The organism is Myceligenerans crystallogenes, assembly GCF_039529775.1.
GTDB classification, from domain to species: Bacteria; Actinomycetota; Actinomycetes; order Actinomycetales; family Cellulomonadaceae; genus Myceligenerans; species Myceligenerans crystallogenes.
Genome location: NZ_BAAANL010000003.1, coordinates 535,995 through 561,669, shown reverse-complemented (window position 1 = coordinate 561,669; position 25,675 = coordinate 535,995). Strand labels below are relative to the sequence as shown.

Genomic DNA, 25,675 nt, shown 5'->3' with positions numbered 1-25,675 from the left:
TGTGGAAGCCGCCCGCGTCCTCGTGACCGTCTTCGGCGGCGGCAAGGACAATGGACGTCGCTAGCGTGGACAGGAGAGCTCCCAAGGTTGGTCAGAGGCCCGGCGCGCGGTACCGGCTGGCGGAACGGGCGCACCATCGGGCCTGGCCGTCATGGATTCGCGAGTAGCCTAACGCATGTCTGGCCCGTTCAGGGCTTCCGAGACCAATGATCCGGCCCCTTGTGACGAATTGCGCAATGGCGTGTCAGGTCGATGCGGCCCGGGGCCGCCACCTGATGGTTCCGGTGCCGGACGTGTCAGCTTCCGGCAGCTTCCGGCCAGGTACAGGTCAACCGGCCGTCAGCTGCCGACGTACGGCAACCGGCCGCCCCGCACGGCCCGGTAGTCGAGCAGCGCGGAGCCGACGGCCCCGATCAGGAGCACGACGAACAGCACCACGCGGTCGTAGAAGTCCTGCCCGCGCAGGAGCACGAGCACCACGACGAGCACGACCATCTTGCCGATCCAGCTGCCCATCACGACGGCGCCCGTCGTCGTCGGATCCTTCCCGACGGTCCGGGCCACCGACCACACCGTCACGCCCGAGAAGAACGCGGCGAGCGCGGCCCCGAGGAGCGCGCCCCAGAGCCCCGGGAGACCCGCCACGAGGAAGCCCACGATCGAGCCCGCCACGGCGAGCGCCGCCACGAGCAGGCCGCTGTAGCGCAAGGCGGTGCGCAGCACCGCGCGCTCGGCGCCGTGGGTCTCGGCGGGGCCGGGGGCGGCCGGGGTCTCAGACATTGCTCTCCTCGGATCTCGGGGTGGGTGCGGCCGCGGGCGTCGCGACCACTGCCGGCCGGGCCGCGGCGGCCCCGGCCTGCGGGAGCGCGCCCGTGACGGCGTCGGCGGCGCGATCCGTCCCGGCCAGCGCGACGTCGTCGTCCAGGAAACGGCCGCGGTTGCGCAGCGGCCCCATCGTCACGACGACGGCCACGACGACGGCGACGGCGCTGCACGCGAGCACGATCCGCCAGTTCCATTCGACGAGCGCCGCGGCGCTGAACGCGAACACCGCGGTCCAGACGTAGAGGATGAGCACGGCGCGGCGGTGCGAGTGGCCGACGGCGAGCATCCGGTGGTGCAGGTGCAGGCGGTCCGGCGCCATCGGCGACTTCCCGGCGGCGAGCCGGCGGACGACGGCCATCACCATGTCGGTCAGGGGCAGCATGATGACCGCGACGGGCAGCAGCAGCGGGCCGAGCGCGGGGATGGCCGCGACGCCCGTCATGACCTCCGGGTCCACCTTGCCGGTGACGGTGATCGCGGCGCCGGCCATGACCAGGCCCAGCATCATGGACCCGCTGTCGCCCATGAACAGGCGCGACGGGAAGAAGTTGTGCGGCAGGAACCCGAGGCACACGCCCACCAGCACCGCCATCATGAGCGTGGCGAGGGACGCGTAGTTCTCCGGGGTGTCCTCGGCGGTGAGGCGGTACGTGTACAGGAAGAACGCGGTGCCGCCGATGGCGATGATCCCGGCGGCCAGGCCGTCCAGCCCGTCCACGAAGTTCACCGCGTTCATCGCGACGACGACCACCAGCACGGTGACCAGCAGCGAGAGGCGCGAGGACGGGATGGTCAGGCCGCCCGGCGTCGGGAAGGTGAAGAGCTGGACCTGCTGCAGCGCCATGAAGCCGGCGGCGAGGATCTGGCCGGCGAGCTTGGTCAGCCAGTCGAGGTCCCAGATGTCGTCGGCCCAGCCGAGCAGGCACACGATGAGCGCGCCGCCGACGATGCCGAACGCCTGCGGCCCGTCGAAGACGCCCTCCAGGAACGGCATGCGCGAGCCGAGCAGCACGGCCACGACCAGCCCGGTCATCATCGCCAGCCCGCCGGCGCGCGGTGTGGGCACGCTGTGCACGTCGCGCTTGCGCACGGCCGAGATGGCCCCGGTGCGCAGCGCGATCCAGCGGGCGGCGGGCGTCGTCACGAACGTGACCGCCGCGGCCACGAGCATCAGCAGCAGGTACACCCTCACGCGTCGTCCTCCGCGTCCTCCGGGCCCTGGACGGGCGCCACCTCCCGCAGGGCCTCCAGCCCGATGGCGCCGGACCGTACCACGCGCAGCTGATCGCCGGTGGCGTCGACGATGGTGGACGCCGTCCCGCCGGGCGCGGTCCCGCCGTCCAGGTAGACGGCGACGGAGTCGCCGAGCTGCTCGGCGGCGGCCGCGACGTCGGTCGCGGCGGGCCTGCTGGTGCGGTTGGCGCTCGACACCGCGAGCGGGCCGGTGCGGCGCAGCAGCTGGAGCGCGGCGGGGTGATCGGGCATGCGCAGGGCGACGGTGCCCTGCGTCTCGCCGAGGTCCCACTGCAGGGACGGCTGGGCACGCAGGATGATCGTCAGGCCGCCGGGCCAGAACGCGTCCGCGAGCGCGCGGGCGTCGTCGGGCACCTGGGTGGCGAGGCCGTCGAGCGTGAAGACGTCGCCGATCAGGACGGGCGGCGGCATCTGCCGCCTGCGGCCCTTGGCCGCGAGCAGCGCGGCGACCGCGTCCTTGTCGAAGGCGTCGGCGGCGATGCCGTAGACGGTGTCGGTGGGCAGCACCACGAGGCCGCCACGCGAGATCGCGTTGACCCCCTCGTCGATCGCGGGCCCCCAGGTCTGCGGGTCCGTGGCATCGAGCACGGTTGCGGGATCGGTCACGGGCTTCAGTCTTCCACGAATCGGGTGAGGGGAGCTCAGCAGGCGATTGCGCCGTTCCGCCGGTCGGGGTCTCGGACGTCACATGCCGCGGCTGTGACGCCTCCGGCGACGTCTGGCAGAATGGACTGTCGCCTGCCGGTTCACGGCCCGCTGTCCGCGGGGCGACCCGGCGGCATCAGATGCAAGGAGCATTCATGAAGCAGGGTATCCACCCCGAGTACGTCGTCACCGAAGTGACCTGCACCTGCGGGAACACCTTCGTGACGCGCAGCACGGAGACGTCCGGCAAGATCAGCGCCGACGTGTGCAGCGCCTGCCACCCGTTCTACACGGGCAAGCAGAAGATCCTCGACACCGGTGGTCGCGTGGCGCGCTTCCAGGCCCGCTACGGCAAGAAGACCGCCAAGTAGCACCGTCGCAGCGCCGGCGGGTTCGCGCCGACAACCTCTCCAGGGGCAGTCGGGACGCGGATCCGCCGGCGCTGCTGCTTTGTCCGCACGTCAGCCCCGCCAGCCCGCGACCCACCTGAGGTGACCAGAGTGACCGAGCAGTACTCCGCCGTCGGCCCGCTGCTCGAGGAGCACGCGGAGATCGAGCGGTCGCTCGCCGATCCGTCCGTGCACGCGGACCCGGGCCGCGCGCGCAGCCTCGGGCGCCGGTACGCGGAGCTGAACCAGGTCGTGGCGGCGCACCGGGCCTGGGAGGGCGCGCGCGAGGAGCGCGAGACCGCCGAGGAACTCGCCGGCCTGGACGACGACGGCGGCGAGTACGCCGACGCCCTCCCGGCCCTGCGGGAGGCCGAGGCGAAGGCCTCCGACCGCCTGCGCCGCGTCCTGATCCCCCGCGACCCCGACGACGGCCGCGACGTCATCCTGGAGATCAAGGCCGGCGAGGGCGGCGACGAGTCCGCCCTGTTCGCGGGCGACCTGCTGCGCATGTACCTGCGCTACGCCGAGCGCCGCGGCTGGGCCACCCAGCTCCTCGACGAGAACCGCACCGAGTTGGGCGGCTTCAAGGACGTCCAGGTCGCGATCAAGGCGAAATCCCTGGAAGATCCCTCCGAAGGCGTCTGGGCCAACCTCAAGTACGAGGGCGGCGTGCACCGCGTGCAGCGGGTCCCGGTCACGGAGTCGCAGGGCCGCATCCACACCTCGGCGGCGGGTGTCCTGGTGTTCCCCGAGGTCGACGACCCGGGCGAGATCGAGATCGACCAGAACGACCTGCGCATCGACGTCTTCCGCTCGTCCGGCCCGGGCGGTCAGTCCGTGAACACGACCGACTCCGCCGTCCGCATCACGCACGTCCCCACGGGCATCGTCGTCTCGATGCAGAACGAGAAGTCCCAGCTGCAGAACCGCGAGGCCGCCATGCGCGTGCTCCGCGCCCGCCTGCTCGCCGCGCGCCAGGAGGCCGCCGCGGCCGAGGCCGCGGACATGCGCCGCTCCCAGATCCGCACCGTGGACCGCTCGGAGCGCATCCGCACGTACAACTTCCCGGAGAACCGCATCGCGGACCACCGCACCGGCTACAAGGCCTACAACCTGGACCAGGTCCTGGACGGCGACCTGGCCCCGGTCATCGACTCCGCGATCGAGGCCGACGAGGCCGCGCGCCTCGCGGCGGCCGGCGAGGAAGCCTGACGATGACTCCGTCGTCGGCCGCGGCGCCGGGCGGTGGCTCGCTCCGCGATGCCGCCGCCCTCATCCGGCAGGCAACGCTCACGTTGTCCGACGCCGGTGTGCCCTCCCCGCGAGTCGACGCCGAACTCCTCCTGGCGCACGTCCTCGCCGTCGACCCCGGAGAGGTCCGACGCCGCGCCGTCATGGGCGCACCCGTGTCCGACGACGACGCCGCCCGCTTCGCAACCCTGCTCACCCGCAGGGCGGCTCGCGAACCCCTCCAGCACCTCACGGGCGAGGCCCACTTCCGGCACCTGACCCTGGCGGTGGGCCCGGGCGTCTTCGTCCCCCGCCCGGAGACGGAGCAGGTGGCCCAGACAGCCATTGACGAAGCCCTCCGCCTCCCTGCGAGCGTCGTCGTCGATCTGTGTACCGGGTCCGGGGCCATTGCCCTGGCCGTGGCGACCGAGGTTCCCTCTGCGCGGGTGTATGCCGTGGAGCTCGACGCGGGCGCCCATGAGTGGGCCGCCCGGAACGTCGCCGCGGTCGGCGCGCCCGTGCATCTCGTCAAGGGGGACGCGCGGACCGCGCTGCGGGAACTCGACGGAACCACCGACGTCGTCGTCTCCAATCCGCCTTACGTGCCGCCTGACGCCGTGCCCCGGGACCCCGAGGTCGCGGAGCACGACCCGGCCATCGCGCTGTACGGGCTCGGCGCGGACGGGCTGGAGGTCCCGCGCGGGATCGCGGCCGCGGCCGCGCGGCTACTCAGGCCGGGTGGTCTCTTCGTGATGGAGCACGCTGAGGTCCAGGCGGCGTCGGCCCGGGCCGTGGTCGACGCGACAGGGAGCTTCGAGCCGGCGGAGACCCGGGACGACCTGACCGGCCGCCCTCGCATGGTCATCGCACGCCGTTGCTGACGATGCGCAGATAGAAGTGCCGCATCCGCGCATGAGGCGTACCCTGAATCCATGGCGGATCTCATGTCCCTGGAACCCGACGAGGTCACGGGCAGCACGACTGACCCCGCACTTCCCGACTGGGCGCTCCTGTTGGTGAGCCGGGCCCGTCAAGCGGCGGAGTCAGGCCAGACGGTCACGCTGTCTGCCGAGGAACGCATGCTCACACCCGAACAGATGGGCAGGCGGATGGGGATGCATCGCTCCACGGTCGTGAGGAAGATCGAATCCGGCGAGATCCGGGCGGTCATGGTCGGCACGCACCACCGCATCCCCTACTCGGAATTCCTGAGGTTCCGGGAGGAAAGCCTCAACCGCATGACTCAGCTTGTCGCCCCAGAGATCGAGCAGGAGCTCTTCGGTGACGAGTGAGATGCCACCGGTTGTTCTCCTAGATGCCAACGTTCTCGTCAAGCCTGTAACGCGCACACTGCTCATGCGCTGCGCACCGAGTGGCTACGTCGTGGTGTGGAGCCAGGCCGCGGAAATTGAGGCCAGCCGGCACATGTCCGGTCGGCAGACCCCGCTCGCGACCGTCCGCGACATGGCGAACCTTGACCTGTCCGCTTCGGGAACCGGCGCCGAACGGTTCAAGGACACACCACTGACAGACAGGCAGATTCTCGCCGACGCCGAAGCCGCCGGAGCCACGTTTCTCATCACCGAGGACGTCGACGACTTCGCCGCAGAGGATCTGCGCATGGCGGGCGTGACCGCAGTGAACCCAGACCTGTTCCTGGCCGAGAGAACGGATCGTGGGGTATACCGGAAAACCCTTGAGGTCATGGCGGCTGGGATGAAAAACCCACCGCTGACGACTGCCGGACTTCACGCGGCGATCGCGAGGCAACACCCGAACCTCTTCGGACGGCATGCTGATCTGTTCGAGGCGATCGCCCAGTCAACCGGTCACAACCCGCCGCGGATCCAGTTCCGCGGCACGACATGCCTCGCCTGCCTCGGATCGTTCGCCGATCCGTCACCGGTAGGATTCTGCGCCAACTGCGCCACATAACGGCATGGCCCTAGCTCTGGACAAAGGGAAAGAGGAAGAGCGCCAGGCCCCATTCGGGCCGGGCGCTCTTCCTGCACCTCACTGCTGAGACTGATCGGCCACGGTCGTGGCGCGATGGCTGAGGTAGCAGACCCGGTCCGCTACGCAGCCATCGACACCGTGGACGAACGTGGTGCGTCGCCAGTAAAACGCAAGCTCAGACCGTCTCGCCCGGGCGTTCGTCCGCGAGGGCGCCCGGGGTGGTCTTCTGGACCTCCATGAGGAACTCCACGTTGGACTTGTGCTCCTTGAGCTTGCCCAGGAGGAGTTCGGTGGCCTGCTGGGTGTCGAGGGCGCCCATGACGCGGCGGAGCTTGTAGACGATGCCCAGCTCCTCCTTGGACATGAGGATCTCCTCGCGGCGCGTGCTCGACGCGTTGACGTCGATCGCCGGGAAGATGCGCTTCTCGGCCAGGGACCGCGACAGGCGCAGCTCCATGTTGCCGGTGCCCTTGAACTCCTCGAAGATGACCTCGTCCATCTTGGAGCCGGTCTCCACCAGCGCCGTGGCGAGGATCGTCAGCGAGCCGCCGTTCTCGATGTTGCGCGCCGCGCCGAAGAACTTCTTCGGCGGGTACAGCGCGGCGGCGTCGACACCACCGGACAGGATGCGCCCGGAGGCCGGGGCGGCCAGGTTGTAGGCGCGCGACAGGCGCGTGATGCCGTCCAGGAGGACGACGACGTCCTGACCGAGCTCCACGAGCCGCTTCGCCCGTTCGATGGCGAGCTCCGCGACCAGCGTGTGGTCCGAGGCGTGCCGGTCGAACGTCGAGGAGATGACCTCGCCCTGCACCGAGCGCGAGAAGTCGGTGACCTCCTCGGGCCGCTCGTCCACGAGCACCACCATGAGGTGGACCTCGGGGTTGTTCGCGGTGATCGAGTTCGCGATCTGCTGCATCATCAGCGTCTTGCCGGCCTTGGGCGGCGCGACGATGAGGCCGCGCTGGCCCTTGCCGATCGGCGCGACGATGTCGATGACGCGCGGCGTGAGCTTCGTGGCGCCGGGGTTCTCCAGGCGCAGCCGCTCCTGCGGGTACAGCGGCGTCAGCTCGTGGAACACCGGGCGGCCCTTGGCGTCGTCGGGCGTCATGCCGTTGACGGTGTCGAGCCGGACCAGGGCGTTGAACTTGTTGGTCCGCGCGTTCTTGCCCGACGACGACACAGCCTGCTGCTGCTCCTCGCCCTCGCGCGGCTGGCGCACCGCGCCGGTGATCGCGTCACCGCGGCGCAGGCCGGACTTCTTGACCTGGTTCAGCGACACGTACACGTCGTTGGGGCCGGGCAGGTAGCCCGACGTCCGCACGAACGCGTAGTTGTCGAGCACGTCGAGCACGCCGGCCACGGGCAGCAGCACGTCGTCGTCGGAGACCTCCACGGCCTCCAGCTCGACGTCCGGGCCCTGACGGCCGCGGCGCTTGCGGTCCCGGCCGCGCTCGCGACCACGGCGGCGGGACGAGCGGTCGTCCTCGCGGCTGCCGCCGCGCGGGCCGTTGTCCCGCTGGCCGCCGTCGCGCGGGCCCGCCTCGCGGGATCCGGCGTTGTCGCGCTGCTGGCGGTTGCCGTCCCGGCGGCCCTCGGCCCGGTTGCCACCGGCCTCGCCGCGGGCGTCCCGGCCGCCGTCACGGGCGGAACCGGTGCGCTCGTTCTGGTCCTGACGGGCCGCGCCGGGCTCACCGGCCGGGGCGACGCCGTTGTCGTCGCCCTGGGCCGGGCCCTGCTGACGGCCCGCGCGCCGCGACCGCGGCTGCGCGACGGCCTCGGCGAGCTCCGCGAGCCGCGCGGCGCGCTCGGCCTCGCCCGACGTCGCCGGCGCGCTGCCGTTGGACCCGGCGGCCATCCCGGCCGGCTCGGAGGCGACCGCGGTCGCGCTCGTGGCGGGCTGCACCGCGGTGGCGGCCTGCGCGGCCGCGACGGGAAGCTGCTCCTGCTGGGCGACCTTCGCCTGGCGGACCGGACCGCGGCGCGCCGTTGCGCCACCGGACACCGGCTCACCGGTGGTGGATCGGATGGCCTCGACGAGATCGCTCTTGCGCATCTTCGAGATGCCCTTGACGCCGAGCTCGGAGGCGAGTGCCTGCAGCTCCGCCAGGCGCATGGCGCTGAGCGCGCCGCTGGCCGGCTTGGCGTTATCGGTGGTGTCTGTCACGAAGGACCCTTCCCCCTCGAAACTGCGGCCGTTGGAATGGCCACATCGGCGGTGCGTCCAAAGAGAGCGGACGCTGAAAACCTCGCATCAATGGGTACGACGTCGGCTGACGGGGGCAGATTGTCGGCCTAGATGCGGCAACCGAACGAGCTCGCGCACACGAACACAGTGTGGACTGCTGATGGTTCGGCCTGCTCACGGGGTACTTGCGGCGTGATCGCTGAGAACAGTCACTGCGTGACGCCACTTTCTGTCCCGAAAGGCTCACTGCATCCTACCACCTCGTCAATGCTTGTCACGGGCGCCCCGCCGGGCCGCCGGCCGGTGACGACGGCACCCGCGGGAGGGACGAGCCGAGGACGACGGAGCCCGCCGCCCGGCGGGAATTATCGTGCGGACCTTAACGCATCCGGATGGCCGGAAAGCCTCCGCGCCCTGGCGCCCGCGGTGTCGATGCCGGGCCGGAGCACCCGCCAGCCCGCCGCTCCGCCGACGAGCGAGGTGAGCACCGCGTCCCGTCGTGCGGCGTCGTCCCTGGTCGAGAGTACGAGAACCGAGGGTCCCGCACCCGACACCGTCGCGGCGAGCCGTTCCGCGCGCAGCGAACGCAGCAGTTCGCTCGAGGCCCCCAGGACCTTGCCCCGGAACGGCTGGTGCAGCCGGTCCTCGGTCGCCTCGAAGAGCAGCTCGGGCCGCCGCGCCAGCGCCTCCACGAGCAGCGCGGCCCGCCCGGCCGTGAACGCGGCGTCCTCGTGGGCGACCTGCGCGGGCAGGGCCTCGCGCGCGGCCGACGTCGCCAGGCGCGCGTCGGGCACGAGCACCGTCGCCTCGATCGACGGGTCCACCTCCAGGTCGACGGCGCGCGGCCCGGTGTCGTCGACCCACGCGACGGTGGCGCCGCCGGCGATGGCCGGCGCGGCGTTGTCCGGGTGGCCCTCGAACTCGGTCGCGAGCCGCAGCACGGTCGCGGCGTCGACCGCCCGCGGATCCGCGAGCAGCGCACGCGCCGCCACGATCCCGGCGACGACGGCGGCCGACGACGAGCCCATCCCCCGCCCGTGCGGGATCACGTTGCGGCACGTCATGTGGATCCCGGTCGGCGTCGCACCCGCGAGGTCGAGCGTGCGGCGCAGGGCCCGGACCACGAGGTGGTCCTCGCCGAGCGGCACCTCGCCGGCGCCCTCGCCCTCCACCTCGACGATCACCTCGTCCGCCGCGACGAGGCGCACCTCCACCTCGTCGTGGACGGCGAGCGCGAGGCCCAGGGCGTCGTAGCCCGGGCCGAGGTTGGCGCTCGTCGCGGGCACCCGGACCACCACGTGGTCGGCACCGAGCTGCATCTGGTCTGCCTTCTGGGTCATGGCGGTTCTTGCTCACGGGTTCGGCGGAGCGCTGGCGCTCACGGGCGGATCGGGGCGGTACGACGACGTCGTGCGAGACCGGGCGTCGCGCGGGAGCACGCGGGACGGGTCAGCCGAGGCCGAGCGCCGTGGCGATGGAGACGACGTCGGCGCCGACCTTGGTCGGGGTCACCTCGCCGCCGTCCGCGCCGCGCAGCGCCCAGGACGGGTCCTTGAGCCCGTGGCCCGTCACCGTGATCACGATGCGCGCGCCGGCGGGCACGAGCCCGGCCTCGCCGCGCTTGAGCACGCCGGCCACCCCGGCCGCGGAGGCGGGTTCCACGAACACGCCGACCTCCGCCGACAGGATCCGGTGCGCGGCGAGGATCTCGTCGTCGGTCACGGCCTCGATGACGCCGCCCGACGTGTCCCGCGCCTCCTCGGCCTGCTGCCAGGACGCGGGGTTGCCGATGCGGATCGCCGTGGCGATGGTCTCCGGCTGGTCCACCGGGTGGCCCTTGACGATCGGGGCGGCGCCGGCCGCCTGGAAGCCCCACATCGCGGGGGTCCGCGACGCGCGCACCGCGCCGAAGGCCGGGTCCGCGTACTCGGTGTAGCCCTTCCAGTACGCGGTGATGTTCCCCGCGTTGCCGACGGGCAGCGCGTGGATGTCGGGCGCGTCGCCGAGCGCGTCGACGATCTCGAACGCGGCGGTCTTCTGGCCCTCGATGCGGTCCGGGTTCACGGAGTTCACCAGCTCGACCGGGTACGCCTCGGCCAGCTTGCGGGCCGCGACCAGGCAGTCGTCGAAGTTGCCGTCCACCTGCAGCAGGTGCGCGCCGTGCGCGATGGCCTGGCTGAGCTTGCCCATCGCGATCTTGCCGTCCGGCACGAGCACCGCGCAGGTCATCCCGGCGCGGGTGGCGTACGCGGCGGCCGACGCCGACGTGTTCCCCGTCGAGGCGCACACCACGGCCTTCGCGCCCCGGGCCGCCGCGGCGGAGATCGCCGTCGTCATGCCGCGGTCCTTGAAGGAGCCGGTCGGGTTCATGCCCTCGTACTTGACGTACACCTCGGCGCCCACGCGGTCGCCGATCGCCGGGGCGGGGATCAGGGGCGTGCCGCCCTCGCCCAGCGTCACGACGTGCGTCGTGAGGTGCTCCGGCAGGCGCTCCGCGTACTCGGTGATCACACCCCGCCACTGGTGGGCGGCGGGTGCTGTGGTGTTCGGGGCAGCGACTGACATTTCTATCCCTCGACTCGCAGGACGGACACGATCCGGCGGACGGACTCCAGCCCGTCGGCCGCGGCGACCGTGGCCGCCAGGGAGGCCTCACGCGCGGCGTGCGTCGTGAGGACGAGTGTGGCGCTGCCGTTGGTGGCGGCGGTCTGGCGCACGGTGTCGATGGAGACGCCGTGGTCGCCGAGCACGCCCGCGACCTCGGCCAGGCCGCCCGGCCGGTCCGCGACCTCCAGGCGCACCTGGTAGCGCGTGACGGCGGCGTCCTGCGGCAGCACGGGCAGCGCGGCGTACGTGGACTCCTGCGGCCCCTTCCCGCCGAGCACGCGGTGGCGGCCGGCCGAGACGATGTCCCCGAGCACGGCCGACGACGTCGGGCGGCCGCCCGCGCCCTGGCCGTAGAACATCAGGGGGCCCGCGGCGTCGGCCTCGACGAAGACCGCGTTGAACGCGCCGCGCACGTTCGCCAGCGGGTGGTCGGACGGCACGAGCGCCGGGTGCACGCGGGCGGAGACGCCCTCCGAGGTGCGCTCCGCGATCGCCAGCAGCTTGACGCTGTACCCGGTCGCGGCCGCCCACTGGACGTCCTCCTTGGTGACCCCCGTGATGCCCTCGCACGCGACGTCCTTCATCCGCACGCGCGTGTGGAAGGCGAGGCTCGCGAGGATGGCGGCCTTGGCCGCGGCGTCGTACCCCTCGATGTCCGCGGTGGGATCCGCCTCGGCGTAGCCGAGCTCCTGCGCCTGCCGCAGGGCCACCTCGAGCTCCAGGCCGTTGGTGGCCATCTGGTCGAGGATGTAGTTCGTGGTGCCGTTGACGATGCCGAGCACGCGCGTGATGTCGTCGCCCGCGAGCGACTCGCGCAGCGGGCGCACGATCGGGATCGCGCCCGCGACCGCGGCCTCGCCGTGGATGTCGACGCCCGCGGCGTCGGCCGCCTGGTAGAGCGACGGGCCGTCATCGGCGAGCAGCGCCTTGTTCGCGGTGACGACGGCGGCGCCGCCCTCGATCGCCCGCAGCAGCAGCGTGCGGGCGGGCTCGAGCCCGCCCATCAGCTCGACGACGACGTCGGCGGAGTCCACCAGCGCCTCGGCGTCGGTGGTGAACAGCTCACGCGGCAGGGCGACGTCGCGCGGTGTGTCGAGGTTCCGGACCGCGATGCCGGCGACCTCCAGCGGCGCGCCGACGCGGGCCGACAGGTCGGCCTGGTCGTACAGCAGCGTCTTGGCGACCTGCGTACCGACGACTCCGCAACCGAGCAGGGCGACGCGCAACGGTCGGGGTCCGGTCATCGGTACTTTCTCCTCACACGTCGTTCTGGCCGTGACACACCTTGTACTTCTTCCCGGAGCCGCACGGGCACTGCGCGTTGCGCGGCGTGCCCGGGTAGGTCTGGCCGTCGGCGGGACCGTCCGTGGCCTGGCCCGGGACCTCACCGCCGGTGCGGCGGGCCCGGCGGCTACCGGGGCCCTGGACGAAGGCAGCCCCGCTGCCGTCGTCACTGGGCGCACTGTACGTCAACGGCGTGCGCTGCGGCGCCTCGAGTCCACGCGCCCGGAGCACGGGCATCGGCTCGGTCGGCTCCGGGTCGGGCCGGCCGGTGCCGAGGCGGTTGCCGCGCGGCGGCACGTACTCGTCGCGGCCGACCGTGGACATCGCGCTCGTCAGGCCCGAGGCGCCCGGCACCCCGGCGGCGTTCCCCGCCTGGCCCGGCATCACGACCGGCGTCGCCTGGGTCGGGGCGTCGTCGGGCAGCGCCTGCGCGGCGGCACCCACCGGCTCGCGCAGACCGTCCGGCTGGCCGTCCGGCTGCTGCACGGACACCTCGAGGTTGAACAGGAAGCCGACCGACTGCTCCCGGATGGCGTCCTTCATGGCCTCGAAGAGCTGGAAGCCCTCGCGCTGGTACTCGACCAGGGGGTCGCGCTGCGCCATCGCGCGCAGGCCGATGCCCTCCTTGAGGTAGTCCATCTCGTAGAGGTGCTCGCGCCAGTTGCGGTCCGTCACGGACAGCACGACGCGGCGCTCCAGCTCGCGCATCGCCTGGGAGCCCAGCTCCTCCTCGCGGGCCGCATACGCCACGCGCGCGTCGGAGAGGACCTCCTCCAGCAGCATCTCGCGGGTCAGGCCGGCGGGGCCGCCCGCCTCCGTGACGACGTCCTCGACGGTGATGGACACCGGGTAGACGTTGCGCAGCGCGGTCCACAGCGCGTCCAGGTCCCACTCCTCCGGGGCACCCTCGGACGCGGCGCCGTCGACGTAGTCCTTGATGACGTCGTGCACGAAGTGCTGCACCTGCTCGTGCAGGTCCTCGCCGTCGAGCACCTTGCGCCGCTCGGCGTAGATGATGTCGCGCTGGCGGGACAGGACGTCGTCGTACTTGAGGACGTTCTTGCGGATCTCGAAGTTGCGCGACTCGACCTGGCCCTGCGCGGACTGGATGCCGCGCGTGACCATCTTGGACTCCAGCGGCATGTCGTCCGGGAACCCGGCGCGGTGCATCATCGCCTCGGCCAGACCCGAGTTGAACAGGCGCATCAGGTCGTCCTGCATGGACAGGTAGAAGCGCGACTCGCCCGGGTCGCCCTGACGGCCGGAACGGCCGCGCAGCTGGTTGTCGATGCGGCGCGACTCGTGGCGCTCGGTGCCCAGCACGTACAGGCCGCCGAGCTGGACCACCTCGTCGTGCTCGGCCGCGACCGCGTGCTGCGCCTGCTCGAGCGCCTGCGGCCAGGCCGCCTCGTACTCCTCCGGGGTCTCGACCGGGTCGAGACCCTTCTCCGCGAGCGCCGCCACGGCGATGTGCTCGGCATTGCCGCCGAGCATGATGTCGGTGCCGCGGCCGGCCATGTTGGTGGCGACGGTGACGGCGCCCTTGCGGCCCGCCATGGCCACGACCTGCGCCTCCTTCTCGTGCTCCTTGGCGTTCAGCACGCTGTGGGGCACGCCGGCCTTCTTGAGCAGGCCGGACAGGAGCTCGGACTTCTCGACGCTGGTGGTACCCACGAGGACGGGCTGCCCGACGGCGTGGCGCTCGACGATGTCGGCGACGACGGCGTTGAACTTGCCCTCCTCGTTCTTGTACACGAGGTCGGGCTCGTCGAGGCGCCGCGGCGGCTTGTTCGTGGGGATGGGGACGACGCCGAGCTTGTACGTGCCCTGGAACTCGGCGGCCTCGGTCTCGGCCGTACCGGTCATGCCGCCGAGCTTGTCGTACTTGCGGAAGTAGTTCTGCAGCGTGATCGTGGCGAGCGTCTGGTTCTCGGCCTTGATCTCGACGCCTTCCTTGGCCTCGATCGCCTGGTGCATGCCCTCGTTGTAGCGGCGGCCGGCGAGGATACGGCCGGTGTGCTCGTCGACGATCATGACCTCGCCGTTGAGCACGACGTAGTCCTTGTCGCGCTTGAACAGCTCCTTGGCCTTGATGGCGTTGTTGAGGAAGCCGATCAGCGGCGTGTTGAGGGACTCGTAGAGGTTGTCGATGCCGAGGTAGTCCTCGATCTTCGCGATGCCGGGCTCGAGCACGCCGACGGTGCGCTTCTTCTCGTCGACCTCGTAGTCCTGGGTGGGCACGAGGCGGCGCACGACCTTGGCGAACTCGACGTACCAGCGGTTGGCGTCGCCGGAGCCGGGGCCGGAGATGATGAGCGGGGTGCGGGCCTCGTCGATGAGGATGGAGTCGACCTCGTCCACGACGGCGAAGTGGTGGCCGCGCTGCACCAGGTCGGCGGGCGCCCAGGCCATGTTGTCCCGCAGGAAGTCGAAGCCGAACTCGTTGTTGGTGCCGTAGGTGATGTCGGCGGCGTACTGCTCGCGGCGCTCGGCGGGGGCCTGGCCGGACAGGATGATGCCGGTGGACATGCCGAGGAAGCGGTACACGCGGCCCATCAGCTCGCCCTGGTACTTGGCGAGGTAGTCGTTCGTGGTGACGACGTGGACGCCCTTGCCCTCGAGGGCGTTGAAGTAGGCGGCCGTGGTGGCCACGAGGGTCTTGCCCTCACCGGTGCGCATCTCGGCGATGTTCCCGAGGTCGAGCGCGGCGCCGCCCATGATCTGGACGTCGAAGTGCCGCTGGCCGAGCGTGCGGCGCGACGCCTCGCGGACCGCCGCGAAGGCCTCGGCGCGGAGCTCCTCGCGCGGCGTCCCTGCCGCGAGCCGCTCCTTGAACCGCTCGGTCTCCTCGCGCAGCTCGGTGTCGCTCAGCTCGGCGAAACTGGGCTCGAGCCGGTTCACCTGCTCTGCGATGGACTGCAGCTTCTTCAGCGTCCGGCCCTCGCCGAAGCGCAGGACCTTCTCGAGCATGGAGGGCACGCGGGTTCTCCCGGATCGGTCGGTGTGATACTGCCCACGCATGGGGCATGCTGGCCCCATCGTAGGCGGTATCGCGGGGTGTACGGGAAGAAGAACGTCGTACGGCCCCGTGGTTGTTGCGGGGTTCGCTCACGGAATAATCAGCGGAACACCGTCGAAACGATTGGTGCCTAGGATCGGGCCATGGTGACCGCCGCGACGCTTCTGGTAGTGACGACCGCGCTGGGCCTGGGTGCCTACCTCTTACGGCTGCCACCACTCGTGGGCTTTCTCGTGGCGGGTTTCGTGCTGCACGCCGCGGGTCTGGCGGAACCGGCCTATCTGGACACGATCGCGGACCTCGGCGTCACCCTGCTGCTGTTCGGGATCGGGCTGAAGCTCGACCTCAAGACGCTGCTGCGCAAGGAGGTCTGGCTCACCACGGGTGCCCACCTGGTGATCAGCGTCGCCGTCGCCGTCGGCTTCCTCGGGGTGTTCGGGCTGATCGGGCTGCCGCTCCTGGCGGGCAAGGACCTGGGCACGCTGGCGCTGATCGGCCTGGCGCTGTCGTTCTCCTCGACCGTGTTCGTGATCAAGGTGCTCGACGGGCGCTCCGACCAGAGCGCGCTGTACGGCCGGATCGCGATCGGCGTGCTGGTCATGCAGGACCTCATCGCCGTCGTCTTCCTGTCCGTCGCCAAGGGCGACCCGCCGAGCCCGTGGGCGCTGGCGCTGGTGCTGCTCGTGCCGGGGGCCTGGCTGCTGCGCAAGGCGTGGTCCCGGATGGGCCACGGCGAGCTCCAGGCCCTGTTCGGCATCGCCGCCGCGCTCGGTCCCGGGTACGCGCTGTTCGACGCCGTCGGGCTGAAGGGCGACCTCGGCGCGCTCGTGATGGGCGTGCTGCTCGCCGGGCACACCAACGCGACCGAGCTGAGCCGCCACCTGTTCACGCTCAAGGAACTGCTGCTGGTCGGGTTCTTCGTCTCGATCGGCTTCGCGGGCACGCCCACGGGCGCGACGGTCGCCGTGGGCCTGCTGGTGCTGCTCATGCTCCCCCTGCAGGCACTCTGCACCGCGCTGCTGCTGCGCGTGGTCCGGCTGCGCAAGCGCACCGCGATCCTCTCGGCCCTGGTGCTGGCGAACTACTCGGAGTTCGGGCTGATCGTCGTCGACGTCGGCGTGGACGCCGGGCTGCTGCACACGGACTGGGTCGTCGTGATGGCGGTCGCCGTGGCCGTGAGCTTCGTGATCTCGTCGGCGGTGAACACCCGCGGCAACGAGATCGCCATCGCGCTGGCGAAGCGGTTCCGGTCCAAGCCGAACGAGTGGCTGCACCCGGAGGAGCGGCTCATCGACGTGGCCGGCGCCAAGGCGCTCGTGCTCGGCATGGGCCGGGTCGGGCGCGGCGCGTTCGGCCAGCTCTGCGACGACTACGGGATGAACGTGCTCGGCGTCGAGCACGACCCCGCGCGGGTCAAGGCGCTGCGCGCCCAGGGGTACGAGGTCGTCCAGGCCGACGCCACCGACATCGAGTTCTGGGCCCGGGTCCGCAACGCCGGGAGCGTCGAGCTCGCGATCCTGGCGATGCCGTTCCACCAGGCCAATCTCATCGCGCTGGGCCAGCTGCGCGCCGGGGAGTTCAACGGCACGGTCGCCGCCGTCGCGCGGTACGACGACGACGCGGAGGAGCTGCGGCGCCACGGCGCGGACGCGGTGTTCCACCTGTACGGCACGGCCGGCCTCGCCCTCGCGGACCAGGCGGCCGAGGCCGCCCTGGGCTACGCGGGCGCGGAGGCCCTCCGTGACGCCCAGGCCCAGGCGAGCGGGAAGTCGGACTCTCCCCGGTAGCCCGGCAGACCCTGTGGACAAGCAGCGGGGCCGGGATCCGGGCGGCACGCTGGAGGCATGCCAGGTTCCCGGGCGCCGGTGCGGCCGCTCACCGAGCTGTCGCGGTTGCTGCTGCCCGTGGCGTGCCCGTGCGGCGTGCCCGACGTGCGCTGGTGCGCGCGCTGCGCGGCGCGGTTCGCCGCCGCGCCCGTCCGGGTCGAGCACGGGGCCGGGCGGCTGGACCGGGTCGACGCCGTCGCGCCGCTGCCCGTGTGGGCGCTGACGGCGTACACCGGGCGCGTGCGCGACGTCGTCGTCCACTGGAAGGACCGCGGACGCGCGGACCTCGACCGGCCGCTCGGCGCCGCGGCCCGCCGCGGCGCGGCGCGCCTCGCGCCGCTGCTCGCGGCGGCCCTCGCGGAGCTCGGGCCGGCGACGTCGCTCGCCGTCGTCCCCGTGCCGGCCAGCGCCGCCGCACGACGACGGCGCGGGCGGGACCCCGTGGCCGCGCTGGCTGGCGGGGTCGCGGCCGGGCTGCGCGCCGGCGGCGTCCGGGCGCGGGTCGCGCCCGTGCTGCGCCGGCGTGCCACCCGGGATCAGGTCGGCCTGGGGGCGCGGGCGCGCGGGCGGAACCTCGCGTCGGCGGTGCGCGCCGTCCACCCGCTGGACGCTCTGGTCTGCCTGCTGGTCGACGACGTCCTGACGTCCGGGGCGACTCTCGCTACGAGCGAACGCGCCCTGGAAACGGCGGGCGCCTCGGTGCTCGGGGCAACTGTGCTGGCAGCGACCCCGCCGCCCGGCGCCACCACCGGAGATGAACGGATGTGCTGACGATCTCGACCGAACCTGTCGTTTTGTTTACCTGCCGTTGGGCCTGTCGCCAACTCATGGTCCGGGGTTAGCCTGGGTTCTCCGAGGGGCTCTCGCGAGGACGGAGCAGCCCTTCCGAACGCGACGGGGGAGGTGGTTCCCGGCACCGGCAAGTGCCAGGCAAGACGGAGCACCAGGCGCGACAGGCGCCCACGACCCGGAGCGGAGAGAACAACATGGAGATCGTCGTCGTCGGCAGGCACACGGTGGTGGCGGACAGGTTCCGTCAGCAGGTGGAGGACAAGCTCTCCAAGGTCGAACTCCTGGCCCCTACGGCCATGCGGGTGGACGTGGAGGTCACGCACGAGAACAACCCGCGGATGTCGGAGAAGCGCGAGCGCGTCGAGCTCACGGTCCGGGCGAAGGGGCCCGTGATCCGCGCCGAGGCCTCCGCGGAGGACCGCGTCGGCGCCCTCGACCTCGCGGTCGACAAGCTCAACGAGCGCCTGCGGCGCGCCCGCGACAAGCGCAAGCCGCACCGGAACCACACCAGCAAGCACGGCGCCGCAGCCGCCCCCCTGCCGATCGAGGACAACGTGCTCGCCCCTGACGAGGAGGCCGAGCCCCAGGTCGCGGCGCCCGCCGCGCTCACCGAGCCGGGGGACTCGGTGGAGACCTCGATGGGCGACTCCCCCGTCGTCATCCGGCAGAAGCTGCACGAGGCCGAGCCGATGACCCTCGACGACGCGGTCTACGAGATGGAGATGGTGGGCCACGACTTCTACCTCTTCGTGGACAAGGAGACCGCCCGGCCGTCCGTCCTGTACAAGCGCAAGGGCTGGTCGTTCGGCGTCGTCCAGCTGGACGACGCCTGCGCCGGTGCCGTGAAGTAGCCGGCCGGCCGGCCGCGAGGTGAGATGCGGGCCGGCCGGGACGCGAACCGTTTCGGCCGGCCACGCATTTCACCTCGCGCCACGGACGCAGGTGCCCGGCGCACACCTCGCGACCTGGCACACTGGAATCCATGAAATCGCGTGTCCTGGTCGTCGACGACGACACCGCCCTGGCTGAGATGATCGGCATCGTCCTGCGGGGCGAGGGCCTCGAACCGATCTTCTGCACGGACGGTGACGGCGCCCTGCCCATGGCCCGCACCCACCAGCCGGACCTGATCCTGCTGGACGTGATGCTGCCCGGCAAGGACGGCGTACAGGTGTGCCGCGAGATCCGCGCGGAATCGGGCGTGCCGATCATCATGCTGACCGCCAAGTCGGACACCGTCGACGTGGTGCTGGGCCTGGAGTCCGGCGCCGACGACTACATCTCGAAGCCCTTCAAGCCGAAGGAGCTCGTCGCCCGCGTCAAGGCCCGCCTCCGCCGCACGGAGGACCCGGGCCCCGAGCGGCTGCAGGTCGGCGACATCGACGTCGACGTCACGGGCCACACGGTCACGCGCGCCGGCGAGAAGATCGCCCTGACGCCGCTCGAGTTCGACCTGCTCGTGGAGCTCGCACGCAAGCCGTGGCAGGTGTTCACGCGCGAGGTGCTGCTCGAACGCGTCTGGGGCTACCGGCACAGCGCCGACACCCGGCTGGTCAACGTCCACGTCCAGCGCCTGCGCTCGAAGATCGAGCGCGACCCGGAGAACCCGGAGATCGTGCTGACCGTCCGCGGCGTCGGCTACAAGGCGGGCACGCCCCAGTAATGCCCGGGCTCTCGTCGCTCGGCTCCTCGCTCGCCGGAACGCTCCGCCGGAAGGCAGCGAAGGTCCGCCTCGTCCTGATCCGCCTGGCCCGCCGCGCCACCCATGCGTTCCGCGCGTCGCTGAGGCTGCGGATCATGACCTCGGCGCTGGTCATGGGCGTCCTGGCGGTGGCGGCGCTGGGGCTGTACCTGTCGACCTCGGTCCGCGACGGGATGGTCGAGCGCAGGCTCGAGGCCATCGACAGCGAGAGCGCCGCCCTGACGGCCAACGCCGAGGAGCAGTTCCAGAGCTCGGTGGTCATGGACGAGCAACAGGCGCAGCAGCTGATGAGCTCGGTCGCCGCGCGGATCCTGCAGAGCGCGTCCACCGTCGAAGCGGTGTTCCTGGTGCACCCGACCGGAACGCAGCCGCAGGTCAGCGACGTCATCATCCCGGACAGCATGGGCACCCAGCAGCGCGAGCTGCTCACGGACGAGCTGCGCCGGGAGAACTCGGAGCTGCGCGAGCGCGAGGCGACGAACGAGCAGGTCATGCAGTTCACCGAGGTGCGCGACCCGGTGCGGGACGAGGTCACCCCCGGCGTCGTCGTCGGGACGTCCGTGCAGATCCCCCAGGCCGGGCCGTACGAGATCTACTACGTGTACTCCCTGCAGCCCGAGCAGGAGATCCTGACGTTCATGCACCGCGTGCTCGGCACGGGCGCCGCGTTCGTGCTGCTGCTCATCGGCCTGATCACCGCGATGGTGAGCCGCCAGACCGTGGCCCCCGTGACCCGGGCGGCCGCCGTCGCCGAACGCCTCGCGGACGGGCACCTGGACGAGCGCCTGCCCGGCGCGACCGGGATCGACGAGATGTCCACCCTGTCGCGCTCGTTCAACGCGATGGCCGACAGCCTCCAGCAGCAGATCCAGCAGATGGAGGAGCTGTCCAAGGCGCAGCGGCAGTTCGTCTCGGACGTGTCCCACGAGCTGCGCACGCCGCTGACCACGATCCGCATGGCCGGCGACGTCATCCACGCCGCGCGCGACCAGCTCGACCCCGCCGCGAGCCGCTCCGCGGAACTCCTGTCGGACCAGGTGGAACGGTTCGAGATCCTGCTCGCCGACCTGCTGGAGATCAGCCGGTTCGACGCCGGCGCCGCGGTGCTCGACGCCGAGCAGCAGGATCTCGGCGACGTGGTCACCTCGGTGGTCCAGATGGCCCAGCCGCTCGCCGAGAACAAGGCCGTCCCGATCTCGGTGGACCTGCAGCGGCCGGGCAACTCGGTCGCCGACTTCGACCCGCGGCGCATCGAGCGGATCGTGCGCAACCTCGTGGTCAACGCGATCGAGCACGCCGAGGGCCGCCCGGTCGAGGTGACCGTCGCGCACGACGCGCACGCGGTGGCCGTCGTCGTGCGCGACTACGGCGTGGGGATGACGGTGCAGGAGGTCGAGCACGTCTTCGACCGCTTCTGGCGCGCCGACCCGGCCCGGACCCGCACCACGGGCGGGACCGGGCTCGGGCTCGCGATCGCCCACGAGGACGCGCGCCTGCACGCCGGCCGCCTCGAGGCGTGGGGCAGGCCTGGGCGGGGCGCGAGCTTCCGCCTGACGCTGCCGCGCCGCGCGGGCATCACCCTCAACTCCTCGCCCGTGCCGCTCGTGCCCGATTCCCACGAGCCCGCCGTGACCACCGACCAGATTCCCGTGGTGCACCCGCCCACCGGCCCCCAGCCCACGAACATCCCCGACCTGGAGATCCACTGATGCGTGTCCGTACGCCGGCGGGCGCGGCGCCGGTGCGCCGGCGCCGCACGGCCGCCGTGATCGCTGCCCTCCTGGGCCTGGCCGGCGTGGCCGGGTGCGCGTCCGTCCCGTCGTCGGGCCCGGTCATGTACCGCGTCGCGAACGCGGACGACGACGACGCCGTGGGCCTCGTCCCGCCGGGTCCCGTCGACGACGCCGACCCCGAGTCGCTGGTCAGCGCGTTCCTGCTCGCGAGCGGGTCCGGCGCCGCGGCCCCCAACCAGTTCGAGACCGCCAAGCTCTACCTGACCGGCGACGCCGCCGGGCAGTGGGCGCCGACCGGCGACGTCGTCGTCTACGAGGGCAGCCCGACGGTCACGCAGTCCGTCGAGGGGCCCGGCCGGGTCCGCGTGTCGATCCTCGTCGACGCCGTCGCGCGCGTCGACGCGCACGGCGCGTACGCCGAGGCGTCCCAGGCCTCGCCGTACACCACCAGCTTCGAGCTGGTGCAGGGCGACGACGAGCAGTGGCGCATCGACGAGCTCGACGACGGCGTCATCGTCCGGGAAGGGCAGTTCGCGGACCAGTTCCGGGCCACGCCGTTGTACTTCCCGTCCGCCGACCAGCGCTCCTGGGTCCCCGACCAGCGCTGGTTCCCGCGCAGCTCGTGGCGGACCAACGCCGTCGACGAGGTCCTCGACGGGCCGTCCGAATGGCTGCTGGGCGCCGTCGGCGAGGGCCCGGCGCCCGAGGGCACCGAGCTCGCCGTCCCGACCGTCACGGCCGACGGCGACGGCGCGTACCAGGTGAGCCTCGGGCCGGAGATCGCGGGTCTCACCGAGGCCCGGCTCGCGCTGCTGTACGCGCAGCTCGCCGCGACCCTGTCCGACGGCGGCGTCGAGCCCGAGATCGCGCTCTACTCCGAGGACGGGCTGCTGACCGAGCCGCCGCAGTCGCAGCAGCCGTCCCTGCCCGCCACCCTCGGGTCGCCCGTCGCGCTCGCGGAGGACGGCGAGCTGTACTCGGTGTCCGACGGCGAGCTCACGGACTTCCAGCGCACGGTGCACCTGCAGGACCTGACGCCGACGGCGATCGCGCTCGGCCCGGGCGCGTCCCCCGTGGTGGTGCTGGACGGCGACGAGCGCATCGTGCGCGTGGCCGACGTCCCGAGCGAGTCCGGGCAGCAGGAGCTCCTGCGCGGGGACGAGCTCGTGGCGCCGTCCGTCGACCCCCACGGCTTCGTCTGGTCCAGCGCGGATCCCGGCCGGGACATCGCGGCGGACGAGGCGGGTGAACTGCTCGTGGCGCACGAGTCCGGCACGACGCTCGAGCTCGGCGCGCCCTGGCTGGAGGGCCGCGGCGTCGTCGGCGTACGGGTCGCGCCGGACGGGACGCGGGTGGCGATCGTCACCGAGGCCGCGGGCGGGACGCGGGTCCACGTGGCCGCCGTCGTCCGCGACGAGAACCACGTGCCGCAGGAGCTCACGAAGGGCATCGAGGTGGCCGCGTCCGTGTCCGGCGTCGTCGTCGCGCAGTGGTCCGGCCAGACGTCGCTCCTGCTGCTCGCCGAGGACGGCGACGGCACGACCTCGATGCACCAGACCGGCGTCGGCGGGCTGCCGGACGACAGCGGGAGCACCGCGGCCGTGCAGGAGCTGTACGACGTCGACGCCGTCACCGCCGGGGTCGCCGACTCCGGCGCGCTGGCGCTGACCTCGGCCGGTGAGCTGTACGAGGAGCACCCGACGGGATGGGGCGAGCCGATCGCCGAGAAGATCGACGCGATCGGCTATCCGGGCTGATCCGGGCCCGCGCACCGCGGGCCCGCACGGGGCGGGCCCGCGGGCGCCCGGGTCAGAGGCGGCCCGCCGCCTTGAGGGCCAGGTAGGTGTCGGCGAGGCGGGGCGCCAGGTCGTCCGGGAGGGCGTCGACCACCTCGGCGCCGTAGCGGCGCAGCATCGTGGTCGCGGCGACGCGCTCGAGGTCGCCGCGGGCGGCCGCGGCGGCGTCGTACACCTCGTGGGAGGACTCGCGGCCGCGGCTCATCTCGGCGACCTCCTCGTCCGCGACCGACGCGACCACCACCTGGTGGCGGCGCGTGAGCTGGTCGATCACCGGGAGCAGGCCGTTCTCGACGGCGGCCGGGTCGAGCGTGGTGAGCAGGACGACGAGCGCCCGCTGCGACATCCGCTCGCGGACCTGGGTGACCACGCCGGGCCAGTCCGTCTCCAGCAGCACGGGGCCGACGACGCTCAGGGCCTCCGCCATGGCGGGCATCAGGCGCGGACCGGCCGCGCCCTGGACGCGGGCGCGCACGGCGCGGTCGTAGGCGACGAGCTCGACCCGGTCCCCCGCGCGGCCCGCGAGCGCGGACAGCAGCAGCGCCGCCTCGATGCTCGCGTCCACGCGCGGCGCGCCGATCTGGCTGCCGATCGCGCCGACGCGCGCGGCCGACGTGCGGCCCGTGTCCAGCACGATCAGCACGCGCCGGTCGCGCTCCGGCCGCCAGGTACGCACGACGACGTCACCGCGACGGGCCGTGGCGCGCCAATCGATGGAGCGGACGTCGTCGCCCACCACGTACTCCCGCAGCGAGTCGAACTCGGTGCCCTCGCCGCGCACCTGCACGGCGGCGCGGCCGTCCAGCTCGCGCAGGCGCGCCAGGCGCGAGGGCAGGTGCTTGCGGCTGGAGAACTCCGGCAGGACGCGGAGCCTGCCCGGCACGGGCAGGGTGTGCTGCCGCCCGGCGATGCCCAGCGGGCCCACCGTGCGGATCGTGACGCCGCCCGCGAACCGGTCCCCGCGCCGGATCGGGCGCAGCGTGGTCGCGAGCCGGACGGCCTCGTGGCGCGGCAGGTCGACGGCGTGCCGGCCCGGGCCGCCGGGCAGCGACGCCGTGCGCGCGCCGGCCGCGGGCGGCCAGGCGTCCCGGACGACGCCGCGCAGGCGCCGCCCGCCGACGTTCCGGACGATCAGCTCCGACGTCGCGGGCTCCCCCAGCCGGACCGACGCGGGCACGCGGCGCTGCACCTCGACGCGGTGCGCGGAGGCCGCGAACGCGATGTCGGCGCAGACCACGAGGATCACCAGCAGGGTCCAGGCGATCACCGTCCCGGCGCTGGGCCAGAGCAGCACGGGGAGCACACCCGCCGCCATGAGCGCGGCGGCCCGCCAGGTCAGGGCCATGCAGCCCGCCTCAGCGCGGGACCGGCACGGAGGCCAGTACCGCGTCGAGCACGCTCTCGGCGGTCACGCCCTCCAGCTCCGCCTCGGCACGCAGCTGGATGCGGTGCCGCAGCGTCGGGTGGGCGAGCGCCTTGACGTCGTCGGGCGTCACGAACGAGCGGCCGGACAGCCACGCCCACGCACGCGACGTGCGCAGCAGCGCCGTCGCGCCACGCGGGGAGACGCCGAGCGAGAGCGACGGCGAGAACCGCGTGGCGCGGCACACATCGACCGCGTAGCCGAGCACCTCGCGCGAGACCTGGACGCGGCCCACCTCCGCGCGGGCGCGGGCGAGCACGTCGGCGTCGGCGACGGGGCGCAGGCCCGCACCGCGCAGGTCGCGCGGGTCGAACCCGGCCGCGTGCCGGGCGAGGACCTCGACCTCCTGCTCGCGTTCGGGCAGGTTCAGGACGAGCTTGAGCAGGAAGCGGTCGAGCTGGGCCTCGGGCAGCGGGTAGGTGCCCTCGTACTCGACGGGGTTCTGCGTCGCGATGACGACGAACGGGTCCGGGAGCATCCGCGGCTCGCCGTCGACCGACACCTGCCGCTCCTCCATCGCCTCCAGGAGGGACGCCTGGGTCTTGGGGGGCGTGCGGTTGATCTCGTCCGCGAGCATGAGGTTCGTGAAGACCGGGCCCGGGCGGAACGAGAACTGGGACGTCTTGGCGTCGTAGATCAGGGAGCCGGTGACGTCACCGGGCATGAGGTCCGGCGTGAACTGGACGCGCTTGGTGTCCAGGGACAGCGCGGCCGCGAGGGAGCGCACCAGGAGCGTCTTGGCGACACCGGGCACGCCCTCCAGGAGCACGTGGCCGTGGCACAGGAGCGCGATGAGCAGGCTCGTCACCGCCGAGTCCTGGCCGACGACGGCCTTGCCGACCTCGGCGCGCACGCCGGCCAGCGCGGCACGCAGCTCCTGCGACGGCGCGGGCGGCACGGGAGCGCCGGCCTGCGGGGCGGCGGCCTCCGGGACGCCGACCGGCTGCGGGGCGGCGGCCTGCGGAGCGGCGGCATGCGGCGCGCCGATCTGCGGGCCGGCGGCTAGCTG

The 25,675-nt window shown here is 72.6% G+C and carries 21 protein-coding genes and 1 pseudogene; 11 read left to right on the top strand and 11 right to left on the bottom strand.

Features of this window, described 5'->3' with window-relative positions; translation table 11 throughout:
- Positions 1 to 339: 339 nt before the first annotated feature.
- From ABD208_RS10005 to ABD208_RS09995, 3 genes are read right to left on the bottom strand one after another with little or no spacing between them, the layout of a single operon-like run.
- The gene (locus ABD208_RS10005) at positions 340 to 780 is read right to left on the bottom strand and encodes a Cg1360 family ATP-synthase-associated protein (RefSeq protein ID WP_344102134.1); all 441 of its coding nucleotides are present in this window, start codon (positions 778 to 780) and stop codon (positions 340 to 342) included.
- Entirely contained in the window at positions 773 to 2,017 is a 1,245-nt protein-coding gene (locus ABD208_RS10000; protein WP_344102131.1) for a glycosyltransferase family 4 protein, read from the bottom strand. The genes ABD208_RS10005 and ABD208_RS10000 overlap by 8 nt, the downstream gene beginning before the upstream one ends.
- Positions 2,014 to 2,685 carry an L-threonylcarbamoyladenylate synthase gene (locus ABD208_RS09995; RefSeq protein WP_344102129.1) on the bottom strand — a complete coding sequence of 224 codons (672 nt, stop codon included), beginning with the start codon at positions 2,683 to 2,685 and terminating at the stop codon, positions 2,014 to 2,016. Before ABD208_RS09995 ends, ABD208_RS10000 begins: the two co-directional genes overlap by 4 nt.
- A 194-nt stretch (positions 2,686 to 2,879) precedes the next feature.
- On the opposite strand from ABD208_RS09995, the gene rpmE reads away from it, so the two are divergent.
- The 5 genes from rpmE to ABD208_RS09970 all read left to right on the top strand — a co-directional run bounded on the left by rpmE (position 2,880) and on the right by ABD208_RS09970 (position 6,278).
- Positions 2,880 to 3,095 (top strand): 50S ribosomal protein L31, encoded by a 216-nt coding sequence (rpmE, locus tag ABD208_RS09990; protein ID WP_344102127.1) that lies wholly within the window; start codon positions 2,880 to 2,882, stop codon positions 3,093 to 3,095.
- A gap of 129 nt (positions 3,096 to 3,224) precedes the next feature.
- Positions 3,225 to 4,325: a peptide chain release factor 1 gene (gene prfA, locus ABD208_RS09985; protein ID WP_344102305.1), complete on the top strand. Its 1,101-nt coding sequence runs from the start codon at positions 3,225 to 3,227 to the stop codon at positions 4,323 to 4,325.
- A 2-nt stretch (positions 4,326 to 4,327) separates the two neighbouring features.
- Complete coding sequence (gene prmC / locus ABD208_RS09980; RefSeq protein ID WP_344102124.1) at positions 4,328 to 5,224, top strand: peptide chain release factor N(5)-glutamine methyltransferase; 897 nt, start codon at positions 4,328 to 4,330, stop codon at positions 5,222 to 5,224.
- 51 nt (positions 5,225 to 5,275) lie between these two features.
- Entirely contained in the window at positions 5,276 to 5,635 is a 360-nt protein-coding gene (locus ABD208_RS09975; protein ID WP_344102121.1) for an excisionase family DNA-binding protein, read from the top strand.
- Positions 5,625 to 6,278, top strand: a complete 654-nt coding sequence (locus ABD208_RS09970; RefSeq protein ID WP_344102117.1) for a hypothetical protein — start codon at positions 5,625 to 5,627, stop codon at positions 6,276 to 6,278. The genes ABD208_RS09975 and ABD208_RS09970 overlap by 11 nt, the downstream gene beginning before the upstream one ends.
- 196 nt (positions 6,279 to 6,474) lie before the next feature.
- On the opposite strand, the gene rho is transcribed toward ABD208_RS09970, so the two are convergent.
- From rho to secA, 6 genes and pseudogenes are all read right to left on the bottom strand, one after another.
- Entirely contained in the window at positions 6,475 to 8,463 is a 1,989-nt protein-coding gene (gene rho / locus ABD208_RS09965; RefSeq protein WP_344102114.1) for a transcription termination factor Rho, read from the bottom strand.
- Between the two features lie 386 nt (positions 8,464 to 8,849).
- Entirely contained in the window at positions 8,850 to 9,803 is a 954-nt protein-coding gene (gene thrB / locus ABD208_RS09960; RefSeq protein ID WP_344102303.1) for a homoserine kinase, read from the bottom strand.
- A 130-nt stretch (positions 9,804 to 9,933) separates the two neighbouring features.
- Positions 9,934 to 11,049 carry a threonine synthase gene (thrC, locus tag ABD208_RS09955; RefSeq protein WP_344102112.1) on the bottom strand — a complete coding sequence of 372 codons (1,116 nt, stop codon included), beginning with the start codon at positions 11,047 to 11,049 and terminating at the stop codon, positions 9,934 to 9,936.
- A 2-nt stretch (positions 11,050 to 11,051) separates the two neighbouring features.
- Entirely contained in the window at positions 11,052 to 12,335 is a 1,284-nt protein-coding gene (locus ABD208_RS09950; protein WP_344102110.1) for a homoserine dehydrogenase, read from the bottom strand.
- A 13-nt stretch (positions 12,336 to 12,348) separates the two neighbouring features.
- Entirely contained in the window at positions 12,349 to 12,612 is a 264-nt protein-coding gene (locus ABD208_RS20460) for an SEC-C metal-binding domain-containing protein (RefSeq protein ID WP_425561094.1), read from the bottom strand.
- Positions 12,613 to 12,864: 252 nt separating this feature from the next.
- A pseudogene (gene secA / locus ABD208_RS09945) lies at positions 12,865 to 15,354 on the bottom strand (preprotein translocase subunit SecA); the annotation flags it as partial.
- A 183-nt stretch (positions 15,355 to 15,537) separates the two neighbouring features.
- On the opposite strand from secA, the gene ABD208_RS09940 reads away from it, so the two are divergent.
- From ABD208_RS09940 to ABD208_RS09915, 6 genes are all read left to right on the top strand, one after another.
- A complete protein-coding gene (locus ABD208_RS09940; RefSeq protein WP_344102106.1) occupies positions 15,538 to 17,181 on the top strand; it encodes a cation:proton antiporter domain-containing protein in 1,644 nt (547 codons plus the stop codon).
- 57 nt (positions 17,182 to 17,238) lie between these two features.
- A complete protein-coding gene (locus ABD208_RS09935) occupies positions 17,239 to 17,991 on the top strand; it encodes a ComF family protein (protein ID WP_344102104.1) in 753 nt (250 codons plus the stop codon).
- 215 nt (positions 17,992 to 18,206) lie between these two features.
- Positions 18,207 to 18,863: a ribosome hibernation-promoting factor, HPF/YfiA family gene (gene hpf / locus ABD208_RS09930; RefSeq protein ID WP_344102102.1), complete on the top strand. Its 657-nt coding sequence runs from the start codon at positions 18,207 to 18,209 to the stop codon at positions 18,861 to 18,863.
- A 131-nt stretch (positions 18,864 to 18,994) separates the two neighbouring features.
- Positions 18,995 to 19,675 (top strand): MtrAB system response regulator MtrA, encoded by a 681-nt coding sequence (gene mtrA / locus ABD208_RS09925; protein WP_344102100.1) that lies wholly within the window; start codon positions 18,995 to 18,997, stop codon positions 19,673 to 19,675.
- Positions 19,675 to 21,423 carry an MtrAB system histidine kinase MtrB gene (mtrB, locus tag ABD208_RS09920; RefSeq protein WP_344102098.1) on the top strand — a complete coding sequence of 583 codons (1,749 nt, stop codon included), beginning with the start codon at positions 19,675 to 19,677 and terminating at the stop codon, positions 21,421 to 21,423. Before mtrA ends, mtrB begins: the two co-directional genes overlap by 1 nt.
- Positions 21,423 to 23,204 (top strand): LpqB family beta-propeller domain-containing protein, encoded by a 1,782-nt coding sequence (locus ABD208_RS09915; protein WP_344102096.1) that lies wholly within the window; start codon positions 21,423 to 21,425, stop codon positions 23,202 to 23,204. The genes mtrB and ABD208_RS09915 overlap by 1 nt, the downstream gene beginning before the upstream one ends.
- A gap of 52 nt (positions 23,205 to 23,256) precedes the next feature.
- Here the strand turns inward: ABD208_RS09915 and ABD208_RS09910 are convergent, their stop codons facing one another.
- Both ABD208_RS09910 and ABD208_RS09905 read right to left on the bottom strand, forming a co-directional pair.
- A complete protein-coding gene (locus ABD208_RS09910; RefSeq protein WP_344102094.1) occupies positions 23,257 to 24,588 on the bottom strand; it encodes a DUF58 domain-containing protein in 1,332 nt (443 codons plus the stop codon).
- A gap of 10 nt (positions 24,589 to 24,598) precedes the next feature.
- On the bottom strand, positions 24,599 to 25,654 hold the full coding sequence (locus ABD208_RS09905; RefSeq protein WP_425561093.1) for an AAA family ATPase: 1,056 nt from the start codon (positions 25,652 to 25,654) through the stop codon (positions 24,599 to 24,601).
- Between the last annotated feature and the right edge of the window lie 21 nt (positions 25,655 to 25,675).

What these genes read in the sequence shown, in the direction of transcription:
- ABD208_RS10005 (WP_344102134.1), bottom strand. Translation starts at nt 780, where the DNA reads ATGTCTGAGACCCCGGCCGCCCCCGGCCCCGCCGAGACCCACGGCGCC.
- rpmE (WP_344102127.1), top strand. Translation starts at nt 2,880, where the DNA reads ATGAAGCAGGGTATCCACCCCGAGTACGTCGTCACCGAAGTGACCTGC.
- prmC (WP_344102124.1), top strand. Translation starts at nt 4,328, where the DNA reads ATGACTCCGTCGTCGGCCGCGGCGCCGGGCGGTGGCTCGCTCCGCGAT.
- ABD208_RS09975 (WP_344102121.1), top strand. Translation starts at nt 5,276, where the DNA reads ATGGCGGATCTCATGTCCCTGGAACCCGACGAGGTCACGGGCAGCACG.
- thrB (WP_344102303.1), bottom strand. Translation starts at nt 9,803, where the DNA reads ATGCAGCTCGGTGCCGACCACGTGGTGGTCCGGGTGCCCGCGACGAGC.
- thrC (WP_344102112.1), bottom strand. Translation starts at nt 11,049, where the DNA reads ATGTCAGTCGCTGCCCCGAACACCACAGCACCCGCCGCCCACCAGTGG.
- ABD208_RS09950 (WP_344102110.1), bottom strand. Translation starts at nt 12,335, where the DNA reads ATGACCGGACCCCGACCGTTGCGCGTCGCCCTGCTCGGTTGCGGAGTC.
- ABD208_RS20460 (WP_425561094.1), bottom strand. Translation starts at nt 12,612, where the DNA reads ATGCCCGTGCTCCGGGCGCGTGGACTCGAGGCGCCGCAGCGCACGCCG.
- ABD208_RS09940 (WP_344102106.1), top strand. Translation starts at nt 15,538, where the DNA reads ATGGTGACCGCCGCGACGCTTCTGGTAGTGACGACCGCGCTGGGCCTG.
- ABD208_RS09935 (WP_344102104.1), top strand. Translation starts at nt 17,239, where the DNA reads ATGCCAGGTTCCCGGGCGCCGGTGCGGCCGCTCACCGAGCTGTCGCGG.
- hpf (WP_344102102.1), top strand. Translation starts at nt 18,207, where the DNA reads ATGGAGATCGTCGTCGTCGGCAGGCACACGGTGGTGGCGGACAGGTTC.
- mtrA (WP_344102100.1), top strand. Translation starts at nt 18,995, where the DNA reads ATGAAATCGCGTGTCCTGGTCGTCGACGACGACACCGCCCTGGCTGAG.
- mtrB (WP_344102098.1), top strand. Translation starts at nt 19,675, where the DNA reads ATGCCCGGGCTCTCGTCGCTCGGCTCCTCGCTCGCCGGAACGCTCCGC.
- ABD208_RS09915 (WP_344102096.1), top strand. Translation starts at nt 21,423, where the DNA reads ATGCGTGTCCGTACGCCGGCGGGCGCGGCGCCGGTGCGCCGGCGCCGC.
- ABD208_RS09910 (WP_344102094.1), bottom strand. Translation starts at nt 24,588, where the DNA reads ATGGCCCTGACCTGGCGGGCCGCCGCGCTCATGGCGGCGGGTGTGCTC.